Genomic DNA, 22,485 nt, shown 5'->3' on the forward strand with positions numbered 1-22,485 from the left:
AGTGAACGTCCAGGAAGGGACGTTGTGAGGCCGTGGCATGATCCCTGCGTGACCGCCATACCGAGACAGCCCCTCAGGTACGCCGTCGCCCTCTCGGCGACCGCCCTCCTCGTGTCCGGATGCGGGCTCGGCGCGGAGATCGACCGCGAGGTGAACCCCGAGCGCGAACCGACGCCCGGGGCGACGCGGCCCGCGCCGAGCGGTACGGCCACGCCCTCCGACCTCTCGCTCGGCCCCGAGCCGACCGTCGGCCCCTCGACCCCGACCGCACCGCCCTGCCCGAAGTCGGGCGTGACCATGTCCCCGGGCATGGTGACCGCCACGATGGGGCTGCGCGCGATGTCGGTCAGGGCGATCAACTGCGGCAAGGGCGTCCGCGAGCTCAACGGCTACCCCGACATCCGCGTCCGCGGCCTGGACCGGCAGCTCTTCGACGTGACGGTGCTCAAGGGCACGGAACCGATCACCAGCATGGAGAACCCGGAGCCGAGCCGCATCAGGCTCAAGCCGGGGCAGTCCGCCTACACCTCACTGGTCTGGCGGTACTCGGCCGTGGACGCCTCCACCAAGCGGGGCAGCGGCGTGTACGTCGAGATCGGCACCGCCAAGGGCGCGCCGCGCGAGACCATCGAGCCGGACGGCGGCCTCGACATCGGCGAGACCGGCATGCTCGGCACGACCGCCTGGCAGCGGAGCCCCGAGGACGACGGGCGCTGAACTCCGTACGGCTCAGGGCACGCGGGCCGTCCACTCTGCGGTGCCGAACTTGGTGCGTACGAGCTCCTGGGCGCGGGCCAGTTCCTCGTCGGTGACCTTGCCCTGGGCGAGGCCGTAGCGGGCGCGGAAGGAGTCGATCATGCGGTCGATGACGGTCTCGCGCGGCAGGCCGGTCTGGCGGCGCAGCGGATCCACCCGCTTCTTGGCGCTCTTGGTGCCCTTGTCGGAGAGCTTCTCCTTGCCGATGCGGAGCACTTCGAGCATCTTGTCGGCGTCGATGTCGTAGGACATCGTCACGTGGTGCAGCACCGCGCCCGCGCCGCCACCGGGCCCCACCAGGCGCTTCTGCGCGGCACCCGCGATCTTCCCCGCCTCCGTCGCGATGTCGTTGAGTGGCTGGTACCACGCCTTGATGCCCATGTCGGCGAGCGCGCCGAGCACCCAGTCGTCGAGGTAGGCGTAGCTGTCCTGGAAGGAGAGCCCCTGCACGAGCGCGTCGGGCACCGAGAGGGAGTACGTGATGGTGTTGCCCGGCTCCACGAACATCGCGCCGCCACCGGAGACGCGGCGCACGACGTCGATCCCGTGCCGGGCCGCGCCCTCCTGGTCCACCTCGTTGGCCAGCGACTGGAAGCTGCCGATGATCACCGAAGGGGCGCCCCACTCCCACACCCGCAGCGTCGGCGGCCGGCGGCCCGCCGCGACCTCCTGCGTCAGCACCTCGTCCAGGGCCATGTGCAGCGCGGGCGGCTGCGGCCCCTCGTGGACGAGCTGCCAGTCGTAGTCGGTCCAGTCCGTGGCATGCGCGAGGGCGCGGCGTACGGCGATCCCCACGCCCTCCGCCGTCAGGCCGTACATGACCGTGCCCTCGGGCAGCGCCGCCTCGATACGGGCCGCGAGGCCCGCGGCGTCAGTGTCGGCGGGGGCGCCGTCCAGGGCGCCGTTGATCGCGTCGAGGGCCTCGTCCGGTTCGAGGAAGAAGTCGCCGGCCACGCGGGTATGCCGCAGCTCGCCGTCCTCGACGTCCAGATCCACCACGACGAGCTTGCCGCCGGGGACCTTGTACTCACCGTGCACCGTGCTGCCTCCAGCCCGAGGGACGCGTCGCCCCCCGGTTCGTTGTTCCGAATCGTCCCCAACGCTAGCCGAGTGCCGGAATGTCCGGCCGGACGGAAGATGGGGCAGAGGGGGGCGGGAGGGACGGCAGGGACGGCGAGGGACAGGAAGGGAAGACGTGAGGGCGAGCGCATGGAGGAAGCGATGAGCGGGCACGCGGCACCGGGCGGCGGCGAGCGGGGGCCGCGCGTCCTGGTGACGGGAGCGACGGGCTACATCGGCGGCCGGCTCGTCCCCGAACTCCTCGCCGCCGGATACCGCGTACGCTGCCTGGCCCGCACCCCGCAAAAGCTCCGCGACCACCCCTGGGCGCCCCGCACCGAGGTGGTCCGAGGTGACGTCACCGACGCCGCCTCGCTGGCCGGAGCGCTGCGCGGCGTCGACGTCGCCTACTACCTGGTGCACGCACTCGGCACCGGCAACGGCTTCGAGGAGACCGACAGGAAGGCGGCCGAGACCTTCGCGGAACAGGCCCGCGCCGCCGGGGTGCGCCGCGTGGTGTACCTCGGCGGCCTCACTCCGTCGGGCGTGCCGCCCCGCGAACTCTCACCGCACCTGCGCTCCAGGGCGGAGGTCGGGGAGATCTTCCTGCGCGCGGCGGTACCCGCCACCGTGCTGCGCGCGGCCGTCGTCATCGGCTCCGGTTCCGCCTCCTTCGAGATGCTCCGCCACCTCACCGAACGGCTGCCGGTCATGGTCACGCCGAGCTGGGTCGGCACCCGCATCCAGCCCATCGCCGTCCGCGACGTCCTGCGCTACCTCGTCGGCAGCGCGGGCATGCCGCCCGACGTCAACCGCGCCTTCGACATCGGCGGCCCCGACGTCGTCACGTACGAGCAGATGATGCGGCGGTACGCGGTGGTCGCCGCCCTGCCGCGCCGCCTCATCGTGCGCGTGCCCATGCTCAGCCCCGGCCTCTCCAGCCTCTGGATCGGCCTCGTCACCCCGGTGCCCCGCGGCCTCGCCCGGCCCCTCGCGGAGTCCCTGCGGCACGAAGTGGTCTGCGACGAGCACGACATCGCGCGGTACGTGCCCGACCCGCCCGGCACCCCCATCCCCTTCGACGAGGCGCTCGCGCTCGCCCTCCAGCGGGTCAAGGAGGCACAGGTCGCCACCCGCTGGTCGTCGGCGGCGCTGCCCGGCGCGCCGAGCGACCCCCTGCCGACCGACCCCGGCTGGGCGGGCGGCAGCCTCTACACCGACCACCGCCAGATCGTCGTCGACGCCTCGCCCGAGGCCCTGTGGCGGATCATCGAGGGCGTCGGCGGGGAGAACGGCTGGTACTCCTTCCCGCTGGCCTGGGCCGTGCGGGGCTGGCTCGACCGGGCGCTCGGCGGCGTGGGGCTGCGCCGGGGCCGCCGGGACGCGGCACGGCTGCGGGTCGGGGACTCGCTCGACTTCTGGCGGGTCGAGGAGATCGAACCGGGGCGGCTGCTGCGGCTGCGGGCGGAGATGCGGCTGCCCGGCCTCGCCTGGCTGGAGATGCGGGCCGAGCGTGACCCCGAGGGCCGCACCCGCTACCGGCAGCGCGCGCTCTTCCACCCGCACGGGCTGCTCGGCCACGCGTACTGGTGGAGCGTCTCGCCGTTCCACGCCGTCGTCTTCGGCGGCATGGCCCGCAACATCGCCCGGGCCGCGTCCAGAGAGGCGGCCGGGGAGGAGCCGTCCGTGCCCCGACACAGCCCCGGCCCCGGCACCGGCTGCATGCCGGGACCGGGCCCGGGAACCACAGGGGTGGCGCGGTGACCACCCCGATGAACAGCTCGGTCGTCCTGTTCACCTCCGACCTGCGGGTGCACGACCATCCGCCGCTGCGCGCCGCACTCGCCGGGGCGGAGGCCGTGGTGCCGCTCTTCGTCCTCGACCGGGCCATCGAGGACATCGGTTTCGCCGGGCCCAACCGCAGAGCGTTCCTCGCCGACTGCCTGACCGGCCTCGACCGGCGGCTGCGCGACCGCGGCGGGCGCCTGGTGGTGCGCGGCGGCCACCTCGTCGAACAGGTACGCGCCGTCATGGCGGAGACGGGCGCAGTCGACCTCCACATGGCGGCCGGCGTCAGCCGGTACGCGCACGAGCGCGAGCGGCGGCTGCGCGACGCCCTGGCGGCGGACGGCCGCCGCCTGCACGTCCACGACGCCGTGATCACCGTGCTCCCGCCCGGCGCGGTGACCCCCGCGAACTCCGACCACTTCGCCGTCTTCACCCCCTACTTCCGCCGCTGGTCCGGGCAGGGCCCGCGGACCGTCCTCGGCGCCCCGCGCACCGTGCGCGTCCCCGACCACGTCACCTCGCATCCCCTCCCCGCGCGCGAGGACCTCACCGGCCTCTCGCCCGGGCTCCCGCGCGGCGGTGAGAGCGAGGGCCGGGCGCGGTGGAACGCGTGGCTGCGGGACGGCATCGACCGGTACGGAGCACGCCACGACGCCCTCGCGGACGACGCCACCTCTAAGCTCTCGCCCCATCTGCACTTCGGCACCCTGTCCCCGGTCGAACTCGTCCACCGCGCCCGCGCCCGGTCGACCCCCGGCGCCGAGGACTTCGTACGGCAGCTGTGCTGGCGCGACTTCCACCACCAGGTGCTCGCGGCCAGACCACGGGCGGCGACAGCCGACTACCGCACGCGCGGCGACCACTGGCGCTCGCCGAGCTCGGCGGCGCGGGACATCCGGGCATGGCAGGAAGGGCGTACGGGCTACCCCATCGTCGACGCGGCCATGCGCCAACTCCTGCACGAGGGCTGGATGCACAACCGCGGCAGGCTGCTGACCGCGAGCTTCCTGACGAAGACGCTGTACGTCGACTGGCGGGTCGGCGCCCGCCACTTCCAGCGACTGCTGGTCGACGGGGACCTCGCCAACAACCAGCTCAACTGGCAGTGGATGGCCGGGACCGGCACGGACAGCCGCCCCAACCGCGTGCTCAACCCGGTGCTCCAGGGAAGGCGCTACGACCCCGACGGCGCCTACGTACGCCGCTGGGTGCCGGAGCTGCGCGAGGTGCGCGGCCCCGCGGTCCACGAGCCGTGGAAGCTGCCGGCCGAGGAGAGGGCGCGCCACGACTATCCCGGCCCGCTGCTCGAACTGGCCGAAGGGCTCGCGCGGTTCCGGCGGGCGCGGGGGCTGGACTGACCCTCGGCGGCTGCCGGGAACGCCTCAGCCCACGTAACGGCGGGCGGACGAATGCCGCTGCGCCTCCTCCAGGGTCCGCAGCCGCGCCTCCGCCGCCCGGGGCAGCACACGGCGCTCGCGTACCACCCACGGCAGGGCGGCCGCGGCCTCGGCGAAGGCGCGCACGGACACGAGGTCACGCGGGACCGTGCGGACCAGGTGCACGGTCCGGCGCAGGGCGGGCCGTACCGGGCGCCGCAGCCAGGTGAACCACAGGGTGTTGCGGATGCCGTGGCCCCGGCGAAGCACCGTATCCCGTACGCGGGAGGGATGGTGATGAACCGTCAGGTGATCGGCGTACACCAGCCACCAGCCGGCCGCCGCCAGGTCCGCGGCGAGCAACTCCTCCTCGCCGCCGAGCCACAGCCGGGGGTTGAAGCCGCCCGCGGCCCGGAAGGCGTCGGCGCGCAGCACGGTCGCCGCGGCCAGGAAGGAGCCGAGGGCGGGGCCGGGCAGCCAGTCGGGGCCCGGCACGGGGGAGTCGCGCAGCTCTTCGGTGATCGGGTCCTCGGCGCCTCCCGGCTCGACCAGGATGCGGGCCGTGACGGTGGCGAGCGCGGGGTGGCGGTCGAGGAGGTCGGCGGCGCCGGCCAGCGAGCCGGGCGCCCACCAGGAGTCGTCGTCGCAGAAGGCCACGTAGGGCGTACGTACCTCGCGGACCGCGAGGTTGCGGCCGACGGCGCCGAGGTTGCGGCCGGGGCGCAGCAGCCGCACCGACGGGTGGCGGCGGGCGACGGCGTCCGCCGTGCCGTCGGTGGAGGCGTTGTCGACGACGATCACCTCGGGCTCTTCGGGCAGCTCGGCCAGCCGGTCGAGAGTGCGCAGCAGCTCGGGGCGGCGGTTGTGGGTGATGACGACGACGGTGGTGCGGAGGTCGGTCATGGCTGTGCTCCGTCCAGCGTGCGGGCGGCTCGTTCGAGGTGCGGGGGCAGGGGTCGGCGGGCGCGCAGGGCGGCCGGCAGCCGCGCGAGGGTCTGGCGCAGGGCCTGGCGGGCGGCCGGGTCGCGGCAGGCGTCTGCGGCCAGTCGGCGGGTGCGGGCCAGGGCGTGGGGCAGGGGGCGGCGCAGCCACAGGGTGAGGAGTTCGTTGCGGCGCAGTCGGGCCGGGCGGCCGCCGCGCGGGGCCGGGTCCGGGTGGTGGTGGGCGACGACGTCCGGGCAGTGGGTGACGCCCCAGCCGTGTGCGGCGAGGTCGTAGGCGAGGAGGGTCTCCTCGCCGCCGAAGAAGAGCAGGGGGTGGAAGCCGCCCGCCTCCAGGTAGGCGCTGCGGCGTACGACGGAGGCGCAGGCGAGGAAGCCGAGGATCTGGGTGCCCGGCAGGTCGTTCGCCGGGCCGAGCGGGGAGGTGGCGAGGACGTCGTTGAGCGGGTCGGGGTTCTCGGCGGGGCCGACCAGGGTACGGGCGCAGATCAGGCCGAGGCGGGGGTGGGCGTCCATCAGCTTGGCCGCGTGTTCCAGGGCGCCGGGCGCCCACCAGGAGTCGTCGTCGCTGAAGGCCACGTACGGGGTGCGCAGGGCGCGCACGCCGTCGGTGCGGGCCAGGGCGCCTCGGTTGTGCGGCAGGGCCACCACTTCGACCTGGGGGAAGTCGCGGGCGAGCCGGGCGCGTGTGTCGTCGGTCGAGGCGTTGTCGACGACCAGGATCTCGGGGCGTTCGGGCAGGTCGAGCAGGTGCCGCAGGGTGCGGACGAGGCTCTCCGCGCGGTTGCGGGTGGCGATCACGACGCCGGTGTCGGGTGTCTGGTTCATGAGGTGTGGGGGAGGGTTCTGGGGATGCGCATGGCGGTCGCTGCTCCAGCTCGGACGACGTACGAAATCACTTTGGCCCCGCTGGTCCCGCGCGACGCGCTGCCTCAAACCCTTGGGGCGGCATCAGGGCGCGACCGTCTCACCGGTGATCAGGTCCACGAGGGCGGGCAGGCCGCCTTCGGTCAGTGCGCGGCGCTGTCGGTCCGCCGAGGTGCCCTCCTGGAGCAGCCGGTGCATCAGCGACGTCACCTCGCGGGTGTCCCCCGCCTCGTCCAGGGCCGGCGTGAGGTGGTCGAGCAGCATGCACAGCACGTCGCCGGCCCGTCGCGGCTGCCCGGCCGGATCGATGAGGGTGCCGCTCAGGCCGTGCCGGGCGGCGTGCCAGTTCGCCGCCTGCAGCAGCTCCGGCGTGCACTCCGGGACCGGCGCGCCCGCCTTCTCGTCGCGTTTGGCGGTGGCGACCAGCGCCCGGACGATCCCGGCGAACATGACGGCCGAGTCGGCGCGCAGCTGCACGTCCGCGCAGCGCACCTCGACCGTGGAGTACCGGTCGGAGAGACGGGCCTGCCAGTACAGCTGGCCGGTGTCCCTGATGATGCCGCTGCCCAGCAGGGAGCGGACCCGGCTCTCGTGGTCGGCGAGCGAGGCGAAGCGGGGCGGCGGGCCGCTGACCGGCCAGCGGCCGAAGATCACGGTGCGCCAGCTCGCGAAGCCGGTGTCGTGGCCGTCCCACAGGGAAGAGTTCGCGGACATGGCCACCAGCGCCGGCAGCCAGATGCGGATGCGGTTCAAGATGGCGACGCCGGTCTCCTGGTCCGGCACGGCCGCGTGCACATGCATGCCGTTGACGAGCTGCTCGTCCACGAGCTGCGGGGCCTGGGAGTGCAGAGCCAGGTAGCGCGCCTTCTGGGTCACCGGCACGGGAGCCGCCGTCCGGTAAGGAGCCGTCGCGCAGGCGGCGATCCGGCAGCCGTTGCGCTCCGCCGCCGCGCCGAGCGCGTGCCGCAGGCGCAGCAGGTGGCCGCCGACCTCCTCCAGGTCGGTGCAGATCGGCGTGGCGACCTCCACCTGCGCCTGCAACAGCTCCGACTGGACCTCGCCGTCCTCGGTGATGGGCCCCAGTCCGGCCGCCGCCCGCACCGCGTCCCCGAGCGGTACCGGCAGGCAGGTGTCCGGATCGAGCAGCAAGTACTCTTCCTCGACCCCAATAGTGATCATGTCGTATCGGATACCCCCGGAAAGAAGGGGTAAATCGGGCATCGTGGTGAATGGTTCTGAACGGTCAGGTCCCTCCTCGCCGTTCGGGTGACGGCCGGTCGTCCGCGCCGGCCCGGAGGCCACGGCTCCGGGGGGCTCCGGAGGGGGCTCCGAAGGTGTGCCGCCGCGTCACCGACATGCGGGCCCTCGCGCGTTGTGCGCACGATGCGTCTGTCGACGGGCCGGGCACCACGGGCCCGCGGGCGAAGCGCACACTCACGACGGCAAGGAGACCGCCATGGCTGACATCAGCCCGATCGACCTGCAGAAGGCCCTCAAGGGCGCCCAGTACCCCGCGAGCCGCGACGATCTCGTCGAGCTGGCCAGGGGCAACAGCGCGGACGGCTCTCTCGTCGACAAACTGTCGGATGCCCCGACGGACCGCTTCGACGGCCCCGACGACGTCCAGAAGGCAGTCTTCGGCAACCAGTAGGCGATGTCAGGCCGGTGCGATTCTCCGGCCGCCCCTGACGCGGCACCGTGCACCCCTCTGGGATCACCGCCCTGTCACACGCTGCCCCGCGCGCGGCCGAACCGGTGGGCGGCCCAGAGCAGCGGAAGGGGTCGTCGCGCACGCCGGTGCACCAGGTGGGCCAGACGCCCCACGCCCGGCACAGCAGGGTGGTCGCCAGGGAGCGCCGCAGGCAGCCGCGGCCGGCGGCACAGCGCGGGCTGACGGCGACCACGGCCTGCCGGGCCGCGGCGACCTGCTGCCGGGTGGCGGGGCGGCCCCCGGCGCAGGAGGTGCAGGGCCGCCCGCACCCGGTGCGGTCGGGCACGGGTGAGCGGGCCCGCGAGGGCGGCGGCCAGCAGGGCGAGGAGGCGGTGGGGGAGGGGGACGGTGGCCGGGTGTGGTCCGGTGGGGTGGGTGGGGGGCATGAGGGTGGCTCCGTGGGGGTGTGTGGCGGGTGGTGTGTGCCTGGAGGGGCGGGTGCCGGGTGGGGTGGGTGCTGGGCCCGGGTGGAGGCCATGGCGGTGGCCCCGTGTGGGGGTGTTGCGGGTGGATGGGTGCCGGGTGGGGTGGATGCCGGGCAGGGCGGTTGGCGGATGCGCCGGGGGCGGGTGCTGGGCCAGGGGCGAGGTCATGGCGGCGGCTCCGCGAAGGGGGTGCCGGGTGGGTGGGTGCCCGGTGGGTGGATGCCGGGCGGGGCGGTGGCGGGTGTGCCGGTGTCGGGTGGGTGGATGCCGGGCCCGGGTGGAGGTCATGGCGGCGGCTCCGCGTGGGGTGTGTCTGGTGGTTGTGTGCCGGGTGGGGTGGATGCCGGGCAGGGCGGGTGCCGGGCTTGGGCCGAGGTCATGGCGGCGGCTCCGCGCGGGGGTGTGCCGGGTGGATGGGTGCCGGGCCTGGGGCGAGGTCATCACGGCGGCTCCGCGCGGGTGTTGCCCGGGTGGGTGGGCGCCCGGTGGATGGAGGCCCGGCGGGGCGGGTGCCGGCCGGGGCCGGGCGGTTGGCGCTTGCACCCGGGGCGGGTGCGGCGGTGGCCGGGTGGTCAGCCGCGCCAGGGTTGGGCAGGCGGTGGCGGCTCGGTCAGGCGTGGCGGTGGGGGGGGCGAGGCCGTGGCGGGTCGGTCGACCGTGCCGGGCGGGGGGCAAGGCGGTGGCCGATCGCTCAGCCGTGCCGGTGGCGGCAAGGTGATTGGCCGGTTGGTCAGCTGCGCACGAGTCCGGCTCGGCGTAGGGCCTCGACGAGGCGTGTGACGTCCTCGCCGACTCTGCCGCCGGCCTGCGGATGGCGTTCCGCCAGGGCCGCCGCGGCGTCCTCGGCGGTGCCGCCCCGCAACAGCAGGCGCAGGACCAACGCGCCCGTGGGGTTCAGCTGCCGGTACTTCCCGGTGCGCTCGTCCAGCAGCACCATCGCGCCGCCGTCGGTGTCGACCGCGGTCACGTGGGCGTGCAGCGATACGGACACCGGCGTACTCCTTCCCTCACGGTGCCGGCAGAACCGGCGGGTACGGCGCCGAGGCCGGGCGGTCGCCCTCCAGGGAACGCAGCCACACCTCGCAGCCCATCGTGTACGGCAACGGGTCCAGCGCGTCCGCCTCGGCGTGGAAGTGCACGGCGCCGCGCAGCCGTTCGGCGTCGATCAGCCCGGCGCGGACCAGCAGGGAGCCCTCCGCCAGGCCGAGCAACTGCCCGCGGTGGCGGCGCAACGCCCGGTAGAAGTCGGCGTCGTACATCCCCTTGGACGGGCGCCGCAGGATGTGCGCGGGCACGATGCCGGTCAGGGCGGCGCCCAGCAGGGGTTTGAACGCGCCGGGCCGTACGGCCTCCAGCGGCCGGACCGACAGGGCGGCGGTGACGACCGCGTCGTCGGTGTACGGCAGCGCGACGCGTGGACCGGCCGGCGTCTGGTTCATCACGCGCACCGTGTTGCCGCCCTCACGGACCTGCTGCAGCGTGCAGTGCACGGACCGCTGCGGCGCGAGCGGTTCGGGATCGTCGGCCGCCGCGCTCCGCAACGCCTCTCTCATCAGGGCCACCGCCTCGGCGGTGGCCCAGCACGGCGCACGCGGCTCGGGCTGCCAGCCGAGTTCCGCGGCGTCCAGCAGCCACCGCCGGTAGGAGGTGCGCCGCAGGACGCCCCGCGCCACCGAGAGGCGGCCGGCGGGCCACTGATGGCGTTGGTGGCGCGACCCGCCCCACACCCGCCACGGCTGGACGCCGGCCAGGTCCTGGAGGCAGGAGGGAAACGGGGTGAACAGCTCGTCACCGCCCCCGCCGCCCAGATGCAGCCAGGAACCGTGCGCGGCGACCCGCCGCAGCAGGTCCGCCTGCTCGGCGAAGTCCCGTACCCAGGCGCAGGGTTCCTCACTGGCGAGCCGCAGCCCGACCACGCCGGTGAACCACTCGGGCGATTCCTCGCCGGTCAGGTGCAGATGGGTGGCCGAGCGCAGTGCCTCGCGACCCCGCTCGGCCCACAGGGTGTCGTCGTTGCGCGGGTCGCGCCCCTCCCAGTGCGGTGACCAGGTGGTCGGCCTCCCGCGCGGCCAGGAAACACAGACTCGTCGAATCCAGCCCCCCGGAGAGGTCCGCGCTGACCGTGCCGCCGCCGGCCGTACAGGTGCCGACGGCCTCCACCAGCGCCCTCCGGACCGCGGCGGCGGCCTCCGCCAGTGACAGGTGCGGTTCGGGCGGACGCCACCAGCGGGCCGCGGCCCCCCGGCGCCCGTCGCGCTCCCACACCAGTGCCTCCTGCGCGGGCACCGCGCGCACGTCCCGCCAGACGGTCCGGTCGGCCAGGACCGTGGACGTCACCGGCGGTGACATCAGCCGCAGGGCCAGCATCTCCAGGTCGGGCCCCGCCCCCGAGAGGCCGGCCAGCACATCGGCCCGGCCGGCCGCCACCGGTACGCCGTCGACGCGGGTGGTGAAGAGGCGGCAGGCAGTCGAAGCCGTGCCGCGCGCCCACACCCGTCCGCCCACCGACGCCAGCACGTGAAAGCTGCCGGCCAGGCCCGCCACCGCCCCTTCCGCATCCGAGGGCCCGCGCACCCGCTCGGTCCGCCGCCGCAGCTCCGGCGCCCGCGCGGAACTGCGGCCCAGTACGACGCCCCGTGCCTCGCCCGCCCGCGCCGACACCTCCTGCCGGGCATCCCAGCGGCCCACCAGCCAGGGCCGTCCCGAGGCGTGCGGCACGCGGCGAAGACCCTCCCGGTACACCCGCCCGGCCAGCGCGGCCGCGGCCTCCGTGTCCGGGAGCATCACCCACCAGTCCTCCACCGCGCTTCCTCTCCTCAAGGGAATTCCTCCGGGAATCGGGCGGGGCCGCCGGCACCCGGTGGGCGTGCGTGGACGCGGGCACACGCCCACCGGGCTCACGGCGCCGGGTTCAGCTGCCGTGGGGGTAGTGCCAGTACGGCGGCAGACCACCGTCATAGGCGTGGCCGTACGGCCATCCGAGGGTGATCTCGTTGAAGTCACCGGCCTCGGTCAGCATCGGCGCCTCGTAGACGTCCTCATGGTTCTCCATGCCGGTACCCCGATAACCTGCGCGGAGCCCAACGACGAGGTGAGAGGCCGTATGTTCACGACGCGTCCCACGCTGCAAGGCACCTTCGGCATGGTGTCCTCCACCCACTGGCTCGCCTCGCAGTCCGCGATGGCCGTACTGGAGGACGGCGGCAACGCCTTCGACGCGGCGGTCGCCGCCGGGTTCGTCCTGCACGTGGTCGAGCCGCATCTCAACGGGCCCGCCGGCGAGGTCCCGATCATCCTCGCGCCCGCCGGCGGCGACGTGCGCGTGCTCTGCGGCCAGGGACCCGCGCCCGCGGGCGCCACCGTGGCCCATTACCGTTCCCTGGGGCTGGAATTGGTGCCCGGCACGGGGCCGCTCGCCGCCGCCGTGCCCGGTGCCTTCGACGCGTGGCTGCTGCTGCTGCGGGACCACGGCACGAAGTCCCTCGCGGACGTCCTCGCGTACGCCATCGGGTACGCGGAGGACGGGCACGCCCCCGTCGAGCGCGTCGGCGAGACCGTGGAGACGGTGCGACGGCTCTTCGAGGAGGAGTGGCCGTCCTCCGCCGAGATCTATCTCCGCGGCGGGCCCACCGGGGGCGAACCACCGCGTACCGGCGAGCTGTTGCGCAACCCGGCGCTCGCGGCGACGTGGCGGCGGCTGCTGGCCGAGGCGGAAGCCGGGGCGGCGACAGAAGCCGGGACGGGGGAGCGGCTGCGCGTGGCGCAGATCGAGACCGCGCGTGAGGTGTGGCGTACCGGCTTCATCGCCGAGGCGCTCGTGCGGCAGGCCGGGCGGCCCACCATGGACACGAGCGGTGAGCGGCACGCCGGGACGCTCTCGGCGGCGGATCTGCGGGGCTGGTCCGCGTTCTACGAGGACCCGGTCACGTACGACTGGAACGGCTGGACCCTGTGCAAGGCCGGGGGCTGGAGCCAGGGCCCCGCCTTCCTCCAGCAGCTCGCGCTGCTGCCCCAGGACGTCACGGAGCTGCCGGAGTACGGGTCCGCCGAGTACGTCCATCTCCTGGTGGAGGGCTGCAAGTTGGCCATGGCGGACCGGGAGGCCTGGTACGGGGACGCCGGGGCTGCCGGGAGCGTGCCGATACGTGAGCTGCTCTCGGAGGAGTACAACGCGGCGCGGCGCAAGCTGATCGGGGACGAGGCCTCGTACGAGCTGCGGCCCGGCTCTCCCGGTGGGCGCGAGCCGCGGCTCTCCGCGCACGCGCTCGCGGTGGCTTCGGGGGGCGCGGCGGCCGCGGGTGTGGTGGCGGCCGGGGGCGGGGAGCCGACCGTGGCCGGGGACGGGGGGACGCGGGGCGACACCTGCCACCTGGACGTCGTCGACCGCTGGGGGAACATGCTCTCCGCGACGCCCAGCGGGGGGTGGCTCCAGTCCAACCCCGTCGTGCCGGAACTCGGCTTTCCGCTGGGTACGCGGCTGCAGATGGCGTGGCTGGAGGAGGGGCTGCCGAACTCGCTCACGCCGGGGCGGCGGCCGCGGACCACGCTGACGCCGTCGATGGCGCTGAAGGACGGGGTTCCCGTCATGGCCTTCGGCACGCCGGGCGGTGACCAGCAGGATCAGTGGCAGGTGCACTTCTTCCTGGGGGTGGCCCTGCGGTCCGCGGTCCGGGGCGGCCTCGACCTCCAGGGCGCGATCGACGCGCCCAACTGGCACACGGACGGTTTCCCGGGGTCCTTCCATCCACGGGGGATGCGGGCCGGGAGCGTGACCGTGGAGTCGCGGATGGACCCCGAGGTGGTGGCCGAGCTGCGGCGGCGGGGGCATGACGTGCTGGTGGGGGGCGCGTGGTCGGAGGGGCGGCTGTGTGCCGTGGCACGGGATCCGGCGAGCGGGGTGGTGTCGGGGGCGGCCAATCCGCGGGGGATGCAGGGGTACGCGGTGGGGCGGTGAGTCCCGCGGGTCCCAGCGGTGCCCCCCTGCCACCGCCGTGGGCCGCCCCCGTTCACCGGGAGGCCATTTCGGCGCGCACGGGATGTCCGTGGGGCGTGCTCTCATGGAGGGATGATCGAGAATTTTCTGACGCACGGCGCAGGTGACGTGGAGGAAGCCCTCCGGAAGGCCGCGGCCGCGGAGGTGATCCCCCGCTTCCGGCAGCTCGCCGAGGGCGACGTGGTGGAGAAGAGCGGCCCGCACGACGTGGTGACCGTCGCCGACCGCCGTGCCGAGGAGCGGCTGACCGTCGACCTGCCCGCCCTCCTGCCGGGCTCCGTCGTCGTGGGCGAGGAGGCGGTGCACGCCGACCCCACGACGTACGAGGCGATACGCGGGGACGCGCCCGTGTGGATCGTCGACCCCGTCGACGGGACGCGGCAGTTCGTGCACGGCGACCCCGGGTTCTGCATGCTCGTCGCCCTCGCGGTCGGCGGCGAGGTGCAGGCCTCCTGGACGTACGCACCCGCGCTCGACCAGTTCGCCGTGGCCGTGCGGGGCGAGGGCGCCTGGTTGGACGGCCGGCGGCTGGCCGCCGGTTCGCCCGAGCCGGGGCGGGACATCGAAGTGGCCACCTCCCACCCGGACTTCACCACCGAGGAGCAGAAGCGGGCGCTGCTCGGTCTGCGCGTGGACGGCGTACGGCCGAGGCCGTGCGGGTCGGCTGGCCTGGAGTATCTCGCCGTCGCCAGGGGCGACTTGGACGCGGTCGCGTTCTCGTGGGAGCTGGCCTGGGACCACGCGGCGGGCCTGCTGCTCGTCGCGGAGGCGGGCGGCGCCGCCCTGACGCTCACGGGCGAGCGGTTCCGCACGGCCGGGGGGAACGCCCTGCCGTTCACCGCGGCGCGCGACGCGGCCACGGCCCGGCGCGTGGTGGACCTCCTCACGAGCGAGGTCTGAGCCGACGGCCCGCGAAGGGCCCCCGTGGCGACGGCGGTGTCAGTGCCGCGGCCTATCCTGTGCGGCAGTGGCCATCGGCTGACGAAGGAGTCCGAAGGTGCCGTCGATGCTTGATGCCGTCGTCGTGGGAGCGGGGCCGAACGGCCTGACCGCCGCCGTCGAGCTGGCCCGCCGCGGCTTCTCCGTGGCCGTCTTCGAGGCCAGGAGCACCGTGGGGGGCGGCGCGCGCACCGAGGAGCTGACGCTCCCCGGCTTCCGCCACGACCCCTGCTCGGCCGCCCACCCACTGGGGGTCAACTCCCCGGCGTTCCGCGCCATGCCCCTGGAGCGGTACGGCCTGGAGTGGCTGCACGCCCGGCTGCCCATGGCGCACCCCTTCCCGGACGGCAGCGCCGCCGTGCTGGCCCGCTCGGTCGCCGAGACCGCCGCCTCCTTCGGGCCGCGTGACGCGGGGACGTACCGACGCCTGGTGGAGCCCTTCCTCCCGAAGTGGGACGTCCTGCTGCGGGACTTCATGTCCCTGCCGATGAGTGCGCTGCCGCGCGACCCCGTCACCCTCGGCCGCTTCGGCCTCGCGGGCCTGCCCCCGTCGACGTGGCTGATGCGGCGCTTCCACGACGACCGGGCCCGCACCCTGTTCGCGGGGCTCGTCGCCCATGTCATCGCGCCGCTCGACGGCATCATCACCAGCGGCGTCGGCATGGTCTTCGCGCTGGCCGCGCACGCCCGCGGCTGGCCGGTCGCGCGGGGCGGCTCCCAGTCCATCTCCGACGCCCTCACCGCGTACCTGCGCGACCTCGGCGGCGCCGTCCACACGGACTACGAGGTGAAGCGGCTCGACGACCTGCCGCCCGCCCGCGCCTACGTCTTCGACACCTCCCCGACCGCGCTCGCCCGGATCGCCGGACTCGGCAGCGCCTATACCGGGTATCGGTACGGCGCCGGTGTCTTCAAGGTCGACTACGCCCTCGACGGCCCCGTCCCCTGGACCGCCGAGGAGGCGCGGTCCGCCGGGACGGTGCAGGTCGCCGCCAGCCGAGCCGAGATCGGTGCCGCGCTGCACGCCGCCTCGCGCGAGGGGCGGGCCCCGGACCCGCCGTTCCTGATCACCGTGCAGCCCAGCGTCGCCGACCCGACCCGGGCCCCGGCGGGCAAGCACGTCTTCTGGGCGTACGGCCACGTGCCGAACGGCTGGGAGGGCGACCTGACCGACGCGATCGAGCGGCAGCTGGAGCGGTTCGCGCCCGGCTTCCGCGACCGCGTCCTCGCCCGCGCCACCTCGGGCCCGCCCGAACTCGCCGCGCGCAACGCCAACTACGTGGGCGGCGACATCGCCTGCGGCGCGGCCAGCGGACTCCAGCTGCTGCTGCGGCCGAAGCTCTCCCTGTTCCCGTACGCGACGAAGCACCCGGCGGTCTTCATCTGCTCGTCCGCGACGCCCCCGGGGCCCGGCGTCCACGGCATGTCCGGGCACAACGCGGCCAAGGCCGTGTGGAAGCGGCTGCGGGCGGCCGCATGAGGAGCAGCAGTATGCGGAGCAGCAGTATGAGGAGCGAGCGCGTGACCGTACCCATCACCCTGGTCCTGGGCGACATCACGGCGCAGCACGCCGACGCCGTCGTCAACGCCGCCAATTCCTCCCTGCTGGGCGGCGGCGGGGTCGACGGCGCGATCCACCGGCGCGGCGGGCCCGCGATCCTCGCCGACTGCCGGCGCCTGCGCGCCTCTCACTGGGGCAAGGGCCTGCCCACGGGGCAGGCCGTCGCCACCACCGCGGGCCGGCTCCCCGCCACGCACGTGATCCACACCGTGGGACCCGTGTGGTCCGCCACCGAGGACCGCTCCGCGCTGCTCGCCTCCTGCCACCGCGAGGCGCTGCGGGTCGCGGCCGAGGTCGGCGCGCGCACCGTCGCCTTCCCCGCGATCTCCACCGGGGTCTACCGCTGGCCCCTCGACGACGCGGCCCGCATCGCCGTGGGCGCGGTCCGGGAGGCCGCTGACCCTGCCCTCTTCGACGAGGTGCGGTTCGTGCTCTTCGACCAGGCCGCGCACGACGCGTTCGCCGAGGCACTGGCCGCCCATGACGGCTAGCGGGGCGACCCTGGCAGTGCGAGGTTGATGTCGGATTCTCGCCAGTCATGCCCCGAGGGATCCGCGATGCTTGAGCGTATGCACACCGACACCGAGCGCTGTGTACGCGCCGTTCAGTCGAAGGACGCCCGCTTCGACGGCTGGTTCTTCACGGCCGTTGTCACCACCCGCATCTACTGCCGTCCCAGCTGCCCGGTCGTGCCGCCCAAGGCGGAGAACATGACCTTCTACCCGAGCGCCGCCGCCTGTCAGCAGGCCGGCTTCCGGGCCTGCAAGCGGTGCCGCCCGGACAGCACGCCCGGTTCGCCCGAGTGGAACCAGCGGGCCGATCTCGTCGCCCGCGCCATGCGCCTCATCGGTGACGGCATCGTCGACCGCGAAGGCGTCCCGGGCCTCGCGGGCCGCCTCGGCTACAGCGCCCGCCAGGTGGAGCGCCAGCTCCTCGCCGAGCTGGGCGCGGGACCGCTGGCGCTCGCCCGCGCCCAGCGGGCCCAGACCGCGCGGCTGCTCATCGAGACGACCGCCCTGCCCATGGCGGAGATCGCCTTCGCCGCCGGGTTCTCGTCGATCCGCACCTTCAACGACACGGTGCGCGAAGTCTTCGCCCTCGCCCCCAAAGAGCTGCGCGCCCGCGCGCCGAAGCAGGCCGCGGGCGCGGCACCGGCGACCTCCGGCTCGCTCTGTCTGCGGCTGCCGTTCCGTGCCCCGCTCAACCCCGACAACCTCTTCGGGCATCTCATCGCGACCGCCGTCCCGGGCGTCGAGGAGTGGCGCGGCGGCGCCTACCGCAGGACCCTGAGCCTCCCCTACGGGCACGGCGTCGTCGCCCTCACCCCGTACCCCGACCACATCGGCTGCCGGCTGAGCCTCACCGACCTGCGCGATCTGACCATCGCCATCAGCCGCTGCCGCCGCATGCTCGACCTGGACGCCGATCCGGCCGCCGTCGACGGCCAGTTGCGCGACGACCCCGTGCTCGCGCCGCTCGTCGACAAGGCACCGGGGCGGCGGGTGCCACGCACCGTCGACGAGGCCGAGTTCGCCGTGCGCGCCGTCCTCGGCCAGCAGGTCTCCACGGCCGCCGCCCGCACCCACGCCGCGCGCCTCGTCACCGCGCACGGCACACCCGTCAAGGACCCCGAGGGCGGCCTCACCCACCTCTTCCCGAGCCCGCAGTCCCTGGCCGCGCTCGACCCGGAGGCGCTCGCCCTGCCCCGCAGCCGCCGCGCCACGCTGACCACGCTCGTACGCCACCTCGCCGACGGCAGCCTCCGGCTCGGCGTGGAGAGCGGCTGGGAGGAGGCCCGCGCCCGGCTCACCGAACTCCCCGGCTTCGGGCCCTGGACGGTCGAGGTCATCGCGATGCGCGCGCTCGGCGACCCCGACGCCTTCCTCCCCTCCGACCTCGGCATCCGGCGCACCGCACGGGAGCTGGGCCTGCCGCACACCCCCGCCGCGCTCACCGCGCGCGCCGCCGCCTGGCGGCCCTGGCGGGCGTACGCGGTGCAGTACTTGTGGGCCACCGACGACCACCCGATCAACCGCATCCCCGCGTGAACGTAAAGGGACATCAGAATGGAACGCCTGCACACCGTCCTCGACAGCCCCTACGGGCCGCTCACCCTCGTCGCCACCGACGGCGTTCTCAGCGGTCTTTACATGTCCGACCAGCGCCACCGGCCGGCGCAGGAGACGTTCGGCGAACGCGACCCGGCGCCCTTCGGCGAGGCGATCAGCCAGCTCAAAGCCTATTTCGCGGGGGAGTTGAAAGAGTTCGACCTGCCGCTGCGGCTGGACGGCACGCCGTTCCAGCGCATGGTCTGGGACGAGCTCCTGCGCATCCCCTACGGCGAGGTCCGTACGTACGGTGAACTCGCCGAGATCCTCGGCAAGCCCGGCGCCTCCCGCGCGGTCGGCCTCGCCAACGGCAAGAACCCGATCAGCGTCATCGTCCCCTGCCACCGCGTCGTCGGCGCCAACGGCAACCTCACGGGATACGGCGGCGGACTCGACCGCAAGCAGCGGCTGCTCGTCTTCGAGGGCGGCGGCCTGGGCGTGGGCGTGAGCGGTGGGGAGGACGCCCTCTTCTAACGGGGCCCGGGCACCAGGTGTCAGCCGACCCGGTGCCCGTCCTCCAGCTCGGCGGGGCCGTCACCGCGCGCCAGCGCGTCGAGCGCCGCCGCGACCCGGCGGCCCGTCGCGCCCAGCAGCAGCTCCGCGACCTCCTCGGGGGCCACGAGCCGCCAGGAGAGCAACTCCTCCTCCTGGAGCCTGATCGACTTCAGCTGCTCCGTGTCCAGCACCCCGCCGTCGTACAGGTACGCCACCAGCGGCGGACGCGGGCGCCGGGGGCCCGGCGGCACCCAGTCCACCGCGAGCAGCCGCCCGAGCGGCACGTCGAGCCCGATCTCCTCCAGCGTCTCCCTGCGCGCTCCCTGGCGGGGCGTCTCCCCGGTGTCCGACTCGACGGTCCCGCCGGGCAGCGCCCAGCCCTCGCGGTAGTTGGGCTCGACGAGGAGGACCCGGCCCTCCACGTCCCGGAAGAGCGCGGCGGCTCCGACCAGGACGCGCGGGAGGCCCGCTATGTACGTGGCGTAGTCCTGAGTGGTCATCGGGGAAGGGTAGCGCCGGACCGGTCGCACGGTCGGGACTGATCGATCATTTCCACGGTTCAGTGACCGGGAATGCGGTGATAAAGGGCGGTTTTCCGTCGTGATGCGCCGTCCCGCTCCGCAGGCGGCCATGGGCAGGGAGCCCCTCCTGCGGTTATGGTCGCAGCGGCGCGACTGCCTTGCGGTGAGCAAGGCCGGAAGCAAGGGGAATGCAAGGTGGCGGACGCTTCAGGGACGGCGGGACGCGAGCAGCGGGTGCGGCGCGAGCAGGCGCGGCACGTGCTCATCGCCGCGGACAAGTTCAAGGGTTCGCTCACGGCCGTGCAGGTCGCTGAGCGGGTGACGGCCGGGCTGCGCGCCGTCGCCCCCGAGGTGTCGGTCGAGGCGCTGCCGGTCGCCGACGGCGGTGACGGCACGGTCGCCGCGGCCGTCGCGGGCGGCTTCGAGCGGCGCGACGTCACCGTGACGGGGCCGCTCGGCGACCGGGTGACGGCGGCGTACGCCCTCAAGGGCGGCACCGCCGTGGTGGAGATGGCAGAGGCCTCCGGCCTCCAGCTGCTCCCCGAGGGCGTCTTCGCGCCGCTCACGTCCACGACGTACGGCTCCGGCGAGCTGATCCGCGCCGCGCTCGACGCGGGGGCCCGCACCATCGTCTTCGGCGTCGGCGGCAGCGCCACGACCGACGGCGGCGCGGGCATGCTGGCCGCGCTCGGCGCCCGCTTCCTCGACGCGGACGGTGAGCCCGTCGCGCCGGGCGGCGGTCCGCTGAAGGAGCTGGCCACCGCGGACCTGTCGGGGCTCGACCCGCGGCTGAAGGACGTCGACATCGTGCTCGCCAGCGATGTCGACAATCCGCTGACCGGGCCGAAGGGGGCGCCGGCCGTGTACGGGCCGCAGAAGGGGGCGAGCCCGGAGGACGTCGCCGCGCTGGACGCGGCGCTCGCGCACTTCGCCGCGGTCCTGGAGAAGTCCATCGGGCCCGAGGCCGCCGAGTACGCGCAGTCGCCGGGGGCGGGTGCCGCGGGTGGCATCGGGTACGGCGCGCTCGTGGGGCTCGGGGCGGGCTTCCGGCCCGGCATCGAGGTCATGCTGGACGTGCTCGGCTTCGCGTCCGCGTTGGAGCGGGCCACCCTTGTGATCACCGGGGAGGGGTCGCTCGACGAGCAGACGCTGCACGGCAAGGCGCCCGCCGGGGTGGCCTCCGCTGCGCGCGCCGCCGGTGTCGAGGTCGTCGCGGTCTGCGGGCGTCTCGCGCTGCCGCCGGAGGTTCTCGGCAGGGCGGGGATTCGGCGGGCGTACGCCTTGACGGACATCGAGCCGGATGTGGCGCGGTGCATCGCTGAGGCGGGGCCGATTCTGGAGGAGCTTGCGGGGCGGCTGGGGCGGGACTACTTGGCGTAGGGCCTGGGCGGGGTCCGGGGGGCGTTTGCCGTTCCGGGGGCCGTTGCGGGGTGCGGGTGTGGGGTTGGTTGCTCGCGCAGTTCCCCGCGCCCCTTACGGGGCGCCCCCTATCCCGGCGTCAGTCTGTGGGCCTCCACCGCCAACGCCACCTCCACCAGATCCCTCGGTCTCGCCAGGGAGCGGGACGTCAGTTGTTCCAGGCGGCGCAGGCGGTTGAAGACCGTGTTGCGGTGGCAGTAGAGCCGGGCCGCCGCCCGGCCCGCCGAACCCTCGCAGGACAGCCACGCGTCGAGGGTTTCCAGCAGCACCGCGCGGTCCGCCGGTTCCAGTGCGAGGACCTCGCCCAGCACGTCCGTGACCAGCCGTCCCGCCAGCTCCGGCTGGCTCACCAGCAGGGCGGTCGGCATCCGCCGGTCCAGGCGTACGATGCCGGTCGCGTCCGGCGGACACGTGCGCAGCGCCAGTTCCGCGAGGCGCCGCGCATGGCCGAGGTCCGCGAGGCCGCCCACCACGGGGCTGATGCCGCCGGGGCCCGGGCACCGCCCGTCGAGCAGCCGGGCGAGGCCGTCGAGCCCCTCGTCCGGGCCGAGCGCGACCACACCCACCTCGCAGTCCGTCCGCATCCGCCACACGAAGCGGAACCCAGGCCGCTGGATCTGCCGGTGGAACGCCTCGCGCCCGTCACGCCGCTCCACGCGCAGCACCACCACCGCGTACGGGCCGTGCTCGGGCAGGTCGAGCCCGGCCGCCGCGCGCGCCGCCAGGCCCGGCGCCTGCCGCCCCTCCAGGAGCGCGTCGAGCAGCGCCTGCAACTGCTCGTCGGTGCGCCGGCGCAACTCCAGTTCGGTCGCCCGGTACGCGTCGGACGCCACCGCCGCCTGCGCGTCCACCGCCGACCACACCATCGTCGCCGAACGCATCAGGACCGCCAGCTTCTCCGGGTCCTTGCCCGCCACCCCCTCCAGCAGCGAATCCCACACCAGATAGCCCGCGTTGCGGTACGAGTGCACCAACAGGTCCAGCGGCAGGCCCTGTTGGGCGCGCCGCCGGCCCGACTCCTCCGCGTACTCCAGGTCGCGGCGCGGCGAGGCCCGCGGCGCCGAGATCGCCTCGATGCCGATCCGCATGGCCTCCTCGGCCTCGCGCCAGTGCACGTCGTACGGCAGCACACGCCCGAACACGGGGGAGTGCTCGGAGAGCTGGCGCAGGTGCTCGTCGACGAGCTCGGGCACCCGGGGCAGCAGGGCCGTGCACGCCTCCTTGAGGAGTCTCCAGTCGTGGCCGGTGCGAGGCCTGCGGCCGTTCGTGGGCCCGGTCATGGATCCCTCCATCGGCGCGCTCCAGGACGTCCTTCGTGCGGAGGATGCCACGGCCCACCCCCCTCCCGCAGGCCCCTGACACGCGGTCTTGTGCGCGTGCACAACGGCGGGCCGCCGCCGCTGGTCCCCCGCAGCGATTCGCCCGCTGCCCGTGGACGGGCCGCTCCCGCGGTGCTGGGGTGAGCGCCACGCGACGGCGGACGGGCCGTGCGGGATCTGGAGGGCTGGTACGTGGGTGGTTCCGAC

The 22,485-nt window shown here is 74.6% G+C and carries 19 protein-coding genes and 2 pseudogenes; 11 read left to right on the forward strand and 10 right to left on the reverse strand.

The features are described from left to right. Nucleotides 1-48 precede the first annotated feature (48 nt). Complete coding sequence (locus KKZ08_RS32250) at nt 49-717, forward strand: DUF4232 domain-containing protein (RefSeq protein ID WP_223777787.1); 669 nt, start codon at nt 49-51, stop codon at nt 715-717. Nucleotides 718-729: 12 nt separating this feature from the next. Here KKZ08_RS32250 and KKZ08_RS32255 read toward each other — a convergent pair whose 3' ends face one another. Next, entirely contained in the window at nt 730-1,794 is a 1,065-nt protein-coding gene (locus tag KKZ08_RS32255; protein ID WP_223777788.1) for a biotin/lipoate A/B protein ligase family protein, read from the reverse strand. Between the two features lie 183 nt (nt 1,795-1,977). Between KKZ08_RS32255 and KKZ08_RS32260 the strand changes: the two genes are divergently transcribed. Together KKZ08_RS32260 and KKZ08_RS32265 are read left to right on the forward strand one after the other, a co-directional pair. Further along, on the forward strand, nt 1,978-3,579 hold the full coding sequence (locus KKZ08_RS32260; RefSeq protein ID WP_223777789.1) for an SDR family oxidoreductase: 1,602 nt from the start codon (nt 1,978-1,980) through the stop codon (nt 3,577-3,579). Between the two features lie 8 nt (nt 3,580-3,587). After that, the gene (locus tag KKZ08_RS32265; protein ID WP_223779274.1) at nt 3,588-4,961 is read left to right on the forward strand and encodes a deoxyribodipyrimidine photo-lyase; all 1,374 of its coding nucleotides are present in this window, start codon (nt 3,588-3,590) and stop codon (nt 4,959-4,961) included. A gap of 24 nt (nt 4,962-4,985) precedes the next feature. On the opposite strand, the gene KKZ08_RS32270 is transcribed toward KKZ08_RS32265, so the two are convergent. The 3 genes from KKZ08_RS32270 to KKZ08_RS32280 form a co-directional block, all read right to left on the reverse strand. Beyond that, the gene (locus KKZ08_RS32270; RefSeq protein WP_223777790.1) at nt 4,986-5,882 is read right to left on the reverse strand and encodes a glycosyltransferase family 2 protein; all 897 of its coding nucleotides are present in this window, start codon (nt 5,880-5,882) and stop codon (nt 4,986-4,988) included. Continuing rightward, nucleotides 5,879-6,748 (reverse strand): glycosyltransferase, encoded by an 870-nt coding sequence (locus tag KKZ08_RS32275; protein WP_223777791.1) that lies wholly within the window; start codon nt 6,746-6,748, stop codon nt 5,879-5,881. The genes KKZ08_RS32270 and KKZ08_RS32275 overlap by 4 nt, the downstream gene beginning before the upstream one ends. 123 nt (nt 6,749-6,871) lie before the next feature. After that, nucleotides 6,872-7,966, reverse strand: coding sequence for a glutamate--cysteine ligase (locus KKZ08_RS32280; RefSeq protein WP_223777792.1), 1,095 nt, complete (start codon nt 7,964-7,966; stop codon nt 6,872-6,874). 277 nt (nt 7,967-8,243) lie between these two features. Between KKZ08_RS32280 and KKZ08_RS32285 the strand changes: the two genes are divergently transcribed. Continuing rightward, entirely contained in the window at nt 8,244-8,438 is a 195-nt protein-coding gene (locus KKZ08_RS32285) for a DUF2795 domain-containing protein (RefSeq protein WP_223777793.1), read from the forward strand. A 181-nt stretch (nt 8,439-8,619) separates the two neighbouring features. Here KKZ08_RS32285 and KKZ08_RS32290 read toward each other — a convergent pair. The 4 genes and pseudogenes from KKZ08_RS32290 to KKZ08_RS32305 form a co-directional block, all read right to left on the reverse strand. After that, nucleotides 8,620-8,976 (reverse strand): annotated as a pseudogene (locus KKZ08_RS32290) (hypothetical protein); the annotation flags it as partial. 677 nt (nt 8,977-9,653) lie between these two features. Beyond that, complete coding sequence (locus KKZ08_RS32295) at nt 9,654-9,914, reverse strand: lasso peptide biosynthesis PqqD family chaperone (protein ID WP_223777794.1); 261 nt, start codon at nt 9,912-9,914, stop codon at nt 9,654-9,656. A gap of 16 nt (nt 9,915-9,930) precedes the next feature. Next, nucleotides 9,931-11,881: pseudogene (locus KKZ08_RS39050) on the reverse strand (asparagine synthase-related protein). Beyond that, complete coding sequence (locus tag KKZ08_RS32305; protein WP_223777795.1) at nt 11,835-11,975, reverse strand: lasso RiPP family leader peptide-containing protein; 141 nt, start codon at nt 11,973-11,975, stop codon at nt 11,835-11,837. Before KKZ08_RS32305 ends, KKZ08_RS39050 begins: the two are co-directional and overlap by 47 nt. 51 nt (nt 11,976-12,026) lie before the next feature. Here KKZ08_RS32305 and KKZ08_RS32310 point away from each other — a divergent pair, with 51 nt between their 5' ends. From KKZ08_RS32310 to KKZ08_RS32335, 6 genes are all read left to right on the forward strand, one after another. Further along, entirely contained in the window at nt 12,027-13,877 is a 1,851-nt protein-coding gene (locus KKZ08_RS32310; RefSeq protein WP_223777796.1) for a gamma-glutamyltransferase, read from the forward strand. Nucleotides 13,878-13,988: 111 nt separating this feature from the next. Further along, nucleotides 13,989-14,816, forward strand: coding sequence for an inositol monophosphatase family protein (locus KKZ08_RS32315; protein ID WP_223777797.1), 828 nt, complete (start codon nt 13,989-13,991; stop codon nt 14,814-14,816). Between the two features lie 106 nt (nt 14,817-14,922). Then, nucleotides 14,923-16,335, forward strand: coding sequence for an NAD(P)/FAD-dependent oxidoreductase (locus tag KKZ08_RS32320; RefSeq protein ID WP_223779275.1), 1,413 nt, complete (start codon nt 14,923-14,925; stop codon nt 16,333-16,335). 26 nt (nt 16,336-16,361) lie between these two features. Then, nucleotides 16,362-16,907, forward strand: coding sequence for an O-acetyl-ADP-ribose deacetylase (locus KKZ08_RS32325; RefSeq protein ID WP_223779276.1), 546 nt, complete (start codon nt 16,362-16,364; stop codon nt 16,905-16,907). Nucleotides 16,908-16,985: 78 nt separating this feature from the next. Beyond that, nucleotides 16,986-18,464 carry an AlkA N-terminal domain-containing protein gene (locus KKZ08_RS32330; RefSeq protein WP_223779277.1) on the forward strand — a complete coding sequence of 493 codons (1,479 nt, stop codon included), beginning with the start codon at nt 16,986-16,988 and terminating at the stop codon, nt 18,462-18,464. 18 nt (nt 18,465-18,482) lie between these two features. Next, the gene (locus tag KKZ08_RS32335) at nt 18,483-18,998 is read left to right on the forward strand and encodes a methylated-DNA--[protein]-cysteine S-methyltransferase (RefSeq protein WP_223777798.1); all 516 of its coding nucleotides are present in this window, start codon (nt 18,483-18,485) and stop codon (nt 18,996-18,998) included. A gap of 20 nt (nt 18,999-19,018) precedes the next feature. Here KKZ08_RS32335 and KKZ08_RS32340 read toward each other — a convergent pair whose 3' ends face one another. Beyond that, complete coding sequence (locus tag KKZ08_RS32340) at nt 19,019-19,519, reverse strand: NUDIX hydrolase (RefSeq protein ID WP_223777799.1); 501 nt, start codon at nt 19,517-19,519, stop codon at nt 19,019-19,021. A 255-nt stretch (nt 19,520-19,774) separates the two neighbouring features. Between KKZ08_RS32340 and KKZ08_RS32345 the strand changes: the two genes are divergently transcribed. Continuing rightward, complete coding sequence (locus KKZ08_RS32345; RefSeq protein WP_223779278.1) at nt 19,775-20,920, forward strand: glycerate kinase; 1,146 nt, start codon at nt 19,775-19,777, stop codon at nt 20,918-20,920. 107 nt (nt 20,921-21,027) lie between these two features. On the opposite strand, the gene KKZ08_RS32350 is transcribed toward KKZ08_RS32345, so the two are convergent. After that, entirely contained in the window at nt 21,028-22,239 is a 1,212-nt protein-coding gene (locus tag KKZ08_RS32350; protein ID WP_223777800.1) for a helix-turn-helix domain-containing protein, read from the reverse strand. Nucleotides 22,240-22,485 lie beyond the last annotated feature (246 nt).

This window comes from Streptomyces sp. 135 (assembly GCF_020026305.1).
Classification (GTDB): Bacteria; Actinomycetota; Actinomycetes; order Streptomycetales; family Streptomycetaceae; genus Streptomyces.

Excerpts from the sequence above, each read along its gene's own strand:
- KKZ08_RS32260 (WP_223777789.1), top strand. The coding sequence starts at position 1,978 with ATGAGCGGGCACGCGGCACCGGGCGGCGGCGAGCGGGGGCCGCGCGTC.
- KKZ08_RS32265 (WP_223779274.1), top strand. The coding sequence starts at position 3,588 with ATGAACAGCTCGGTCGTCCTGTTCACCTCCGACCTGCGGGTGCACGAC.
- KKZ08_RS32270 (WP_223777790.1), bottom strand. The coding sequence starts at position 5,882 with ATGACCGACCTCCGCACCACCGTCGTCGTCATCACCCACAACCGCCGC.
- KKZ08_RS32275 (WP_223777791.1), bottom strand. The coding sequence starts at position 6,748 with ATGAACCAGACACCCGACACCGGCGTCGTGATCGCCACCCGCAACCGC.
- KKZ08_RS32280 (WP_223777792.1), bottom strand. The coding sequence starts at position 7,966 with ATGATCACTATTGGGGTCGAGGAAGAGTACTTGCTGCTCGATCCGGAC.
- KKZ08_RS32285 (WP_223777793.1), top strand. The coding sequence starts at position 8,244 with ATGGCTGACATCAGCCCGATCGACCTGCAGAAGGCCCTCAAGGGCGCC.
- KKZ08_RS32305 (WP_223777795.1), bottom strand. The coding sequence starts at position 11,975 with ATGGAGAACCATGAGGACGTCTACGAGGCGCCGATGCTGACCGAGGCC.
- KKZ08_RS32310 (WP_223777796.1), top strand. The coding sequence starts at position 12,027 with ATGTTCACGACGCGTCCCACGCTGCAAGGCACCTTCGGCATGGTGTCC.
- KKZ08_RS32315 (WP_223777797.1), top strand. The coding sequence starts at position 13,989 with ATGATCGAGAATTTTCTGACGCACGGCGCAGGTGACGTGGAGGAAGCC.
- KKZ08_RS32320 (WP_223779275.1), top strand. The coding sequence starts at position 14,923 with ATGCTTGATGCCGTCGTCGTGGGAGCGGGGCCGAACGGCCTGACCGCC.
- KKZ08_RS32325 (WP_223779276.1), top strand. The coding sequence starts at position 16,362 with ATGAGGAGCGAGCGCGTGACCGTACCCATCACCCTGGTCCTGGGCGAC.
- KKZ08_RS32330 (WP_223779277.1), top strand. The coding sequence starts at position 16,986 with ATGCACACCGACACCGAGCGCTGTGTACGCGCCGTTCAGTCGAAGGAC.
- KKZ08_RS32335 (WP_223777798.1), top strand. The coding sequence starts at position 18,483 with ATGGAACGCCTGCACACCGTCCTCGACAGCCCCTACGGGCCGCTCACC.
- KKZ08_RS32340 (WP_223777799.1), bottom strand. The coding sequence starts at position 19,519 with ATGACCACTCAGGACTACGCCACGTACATAGCGGGCCTCCCGCGCGTC.
- KKZ08_RS32350 (WP_223777800.1), bottom strand. The coding sequence starts at position 22,239 with ATGACCGGGCCCACGAACGGCCGCAGGCCTCGCACCGGCCACGACTGG.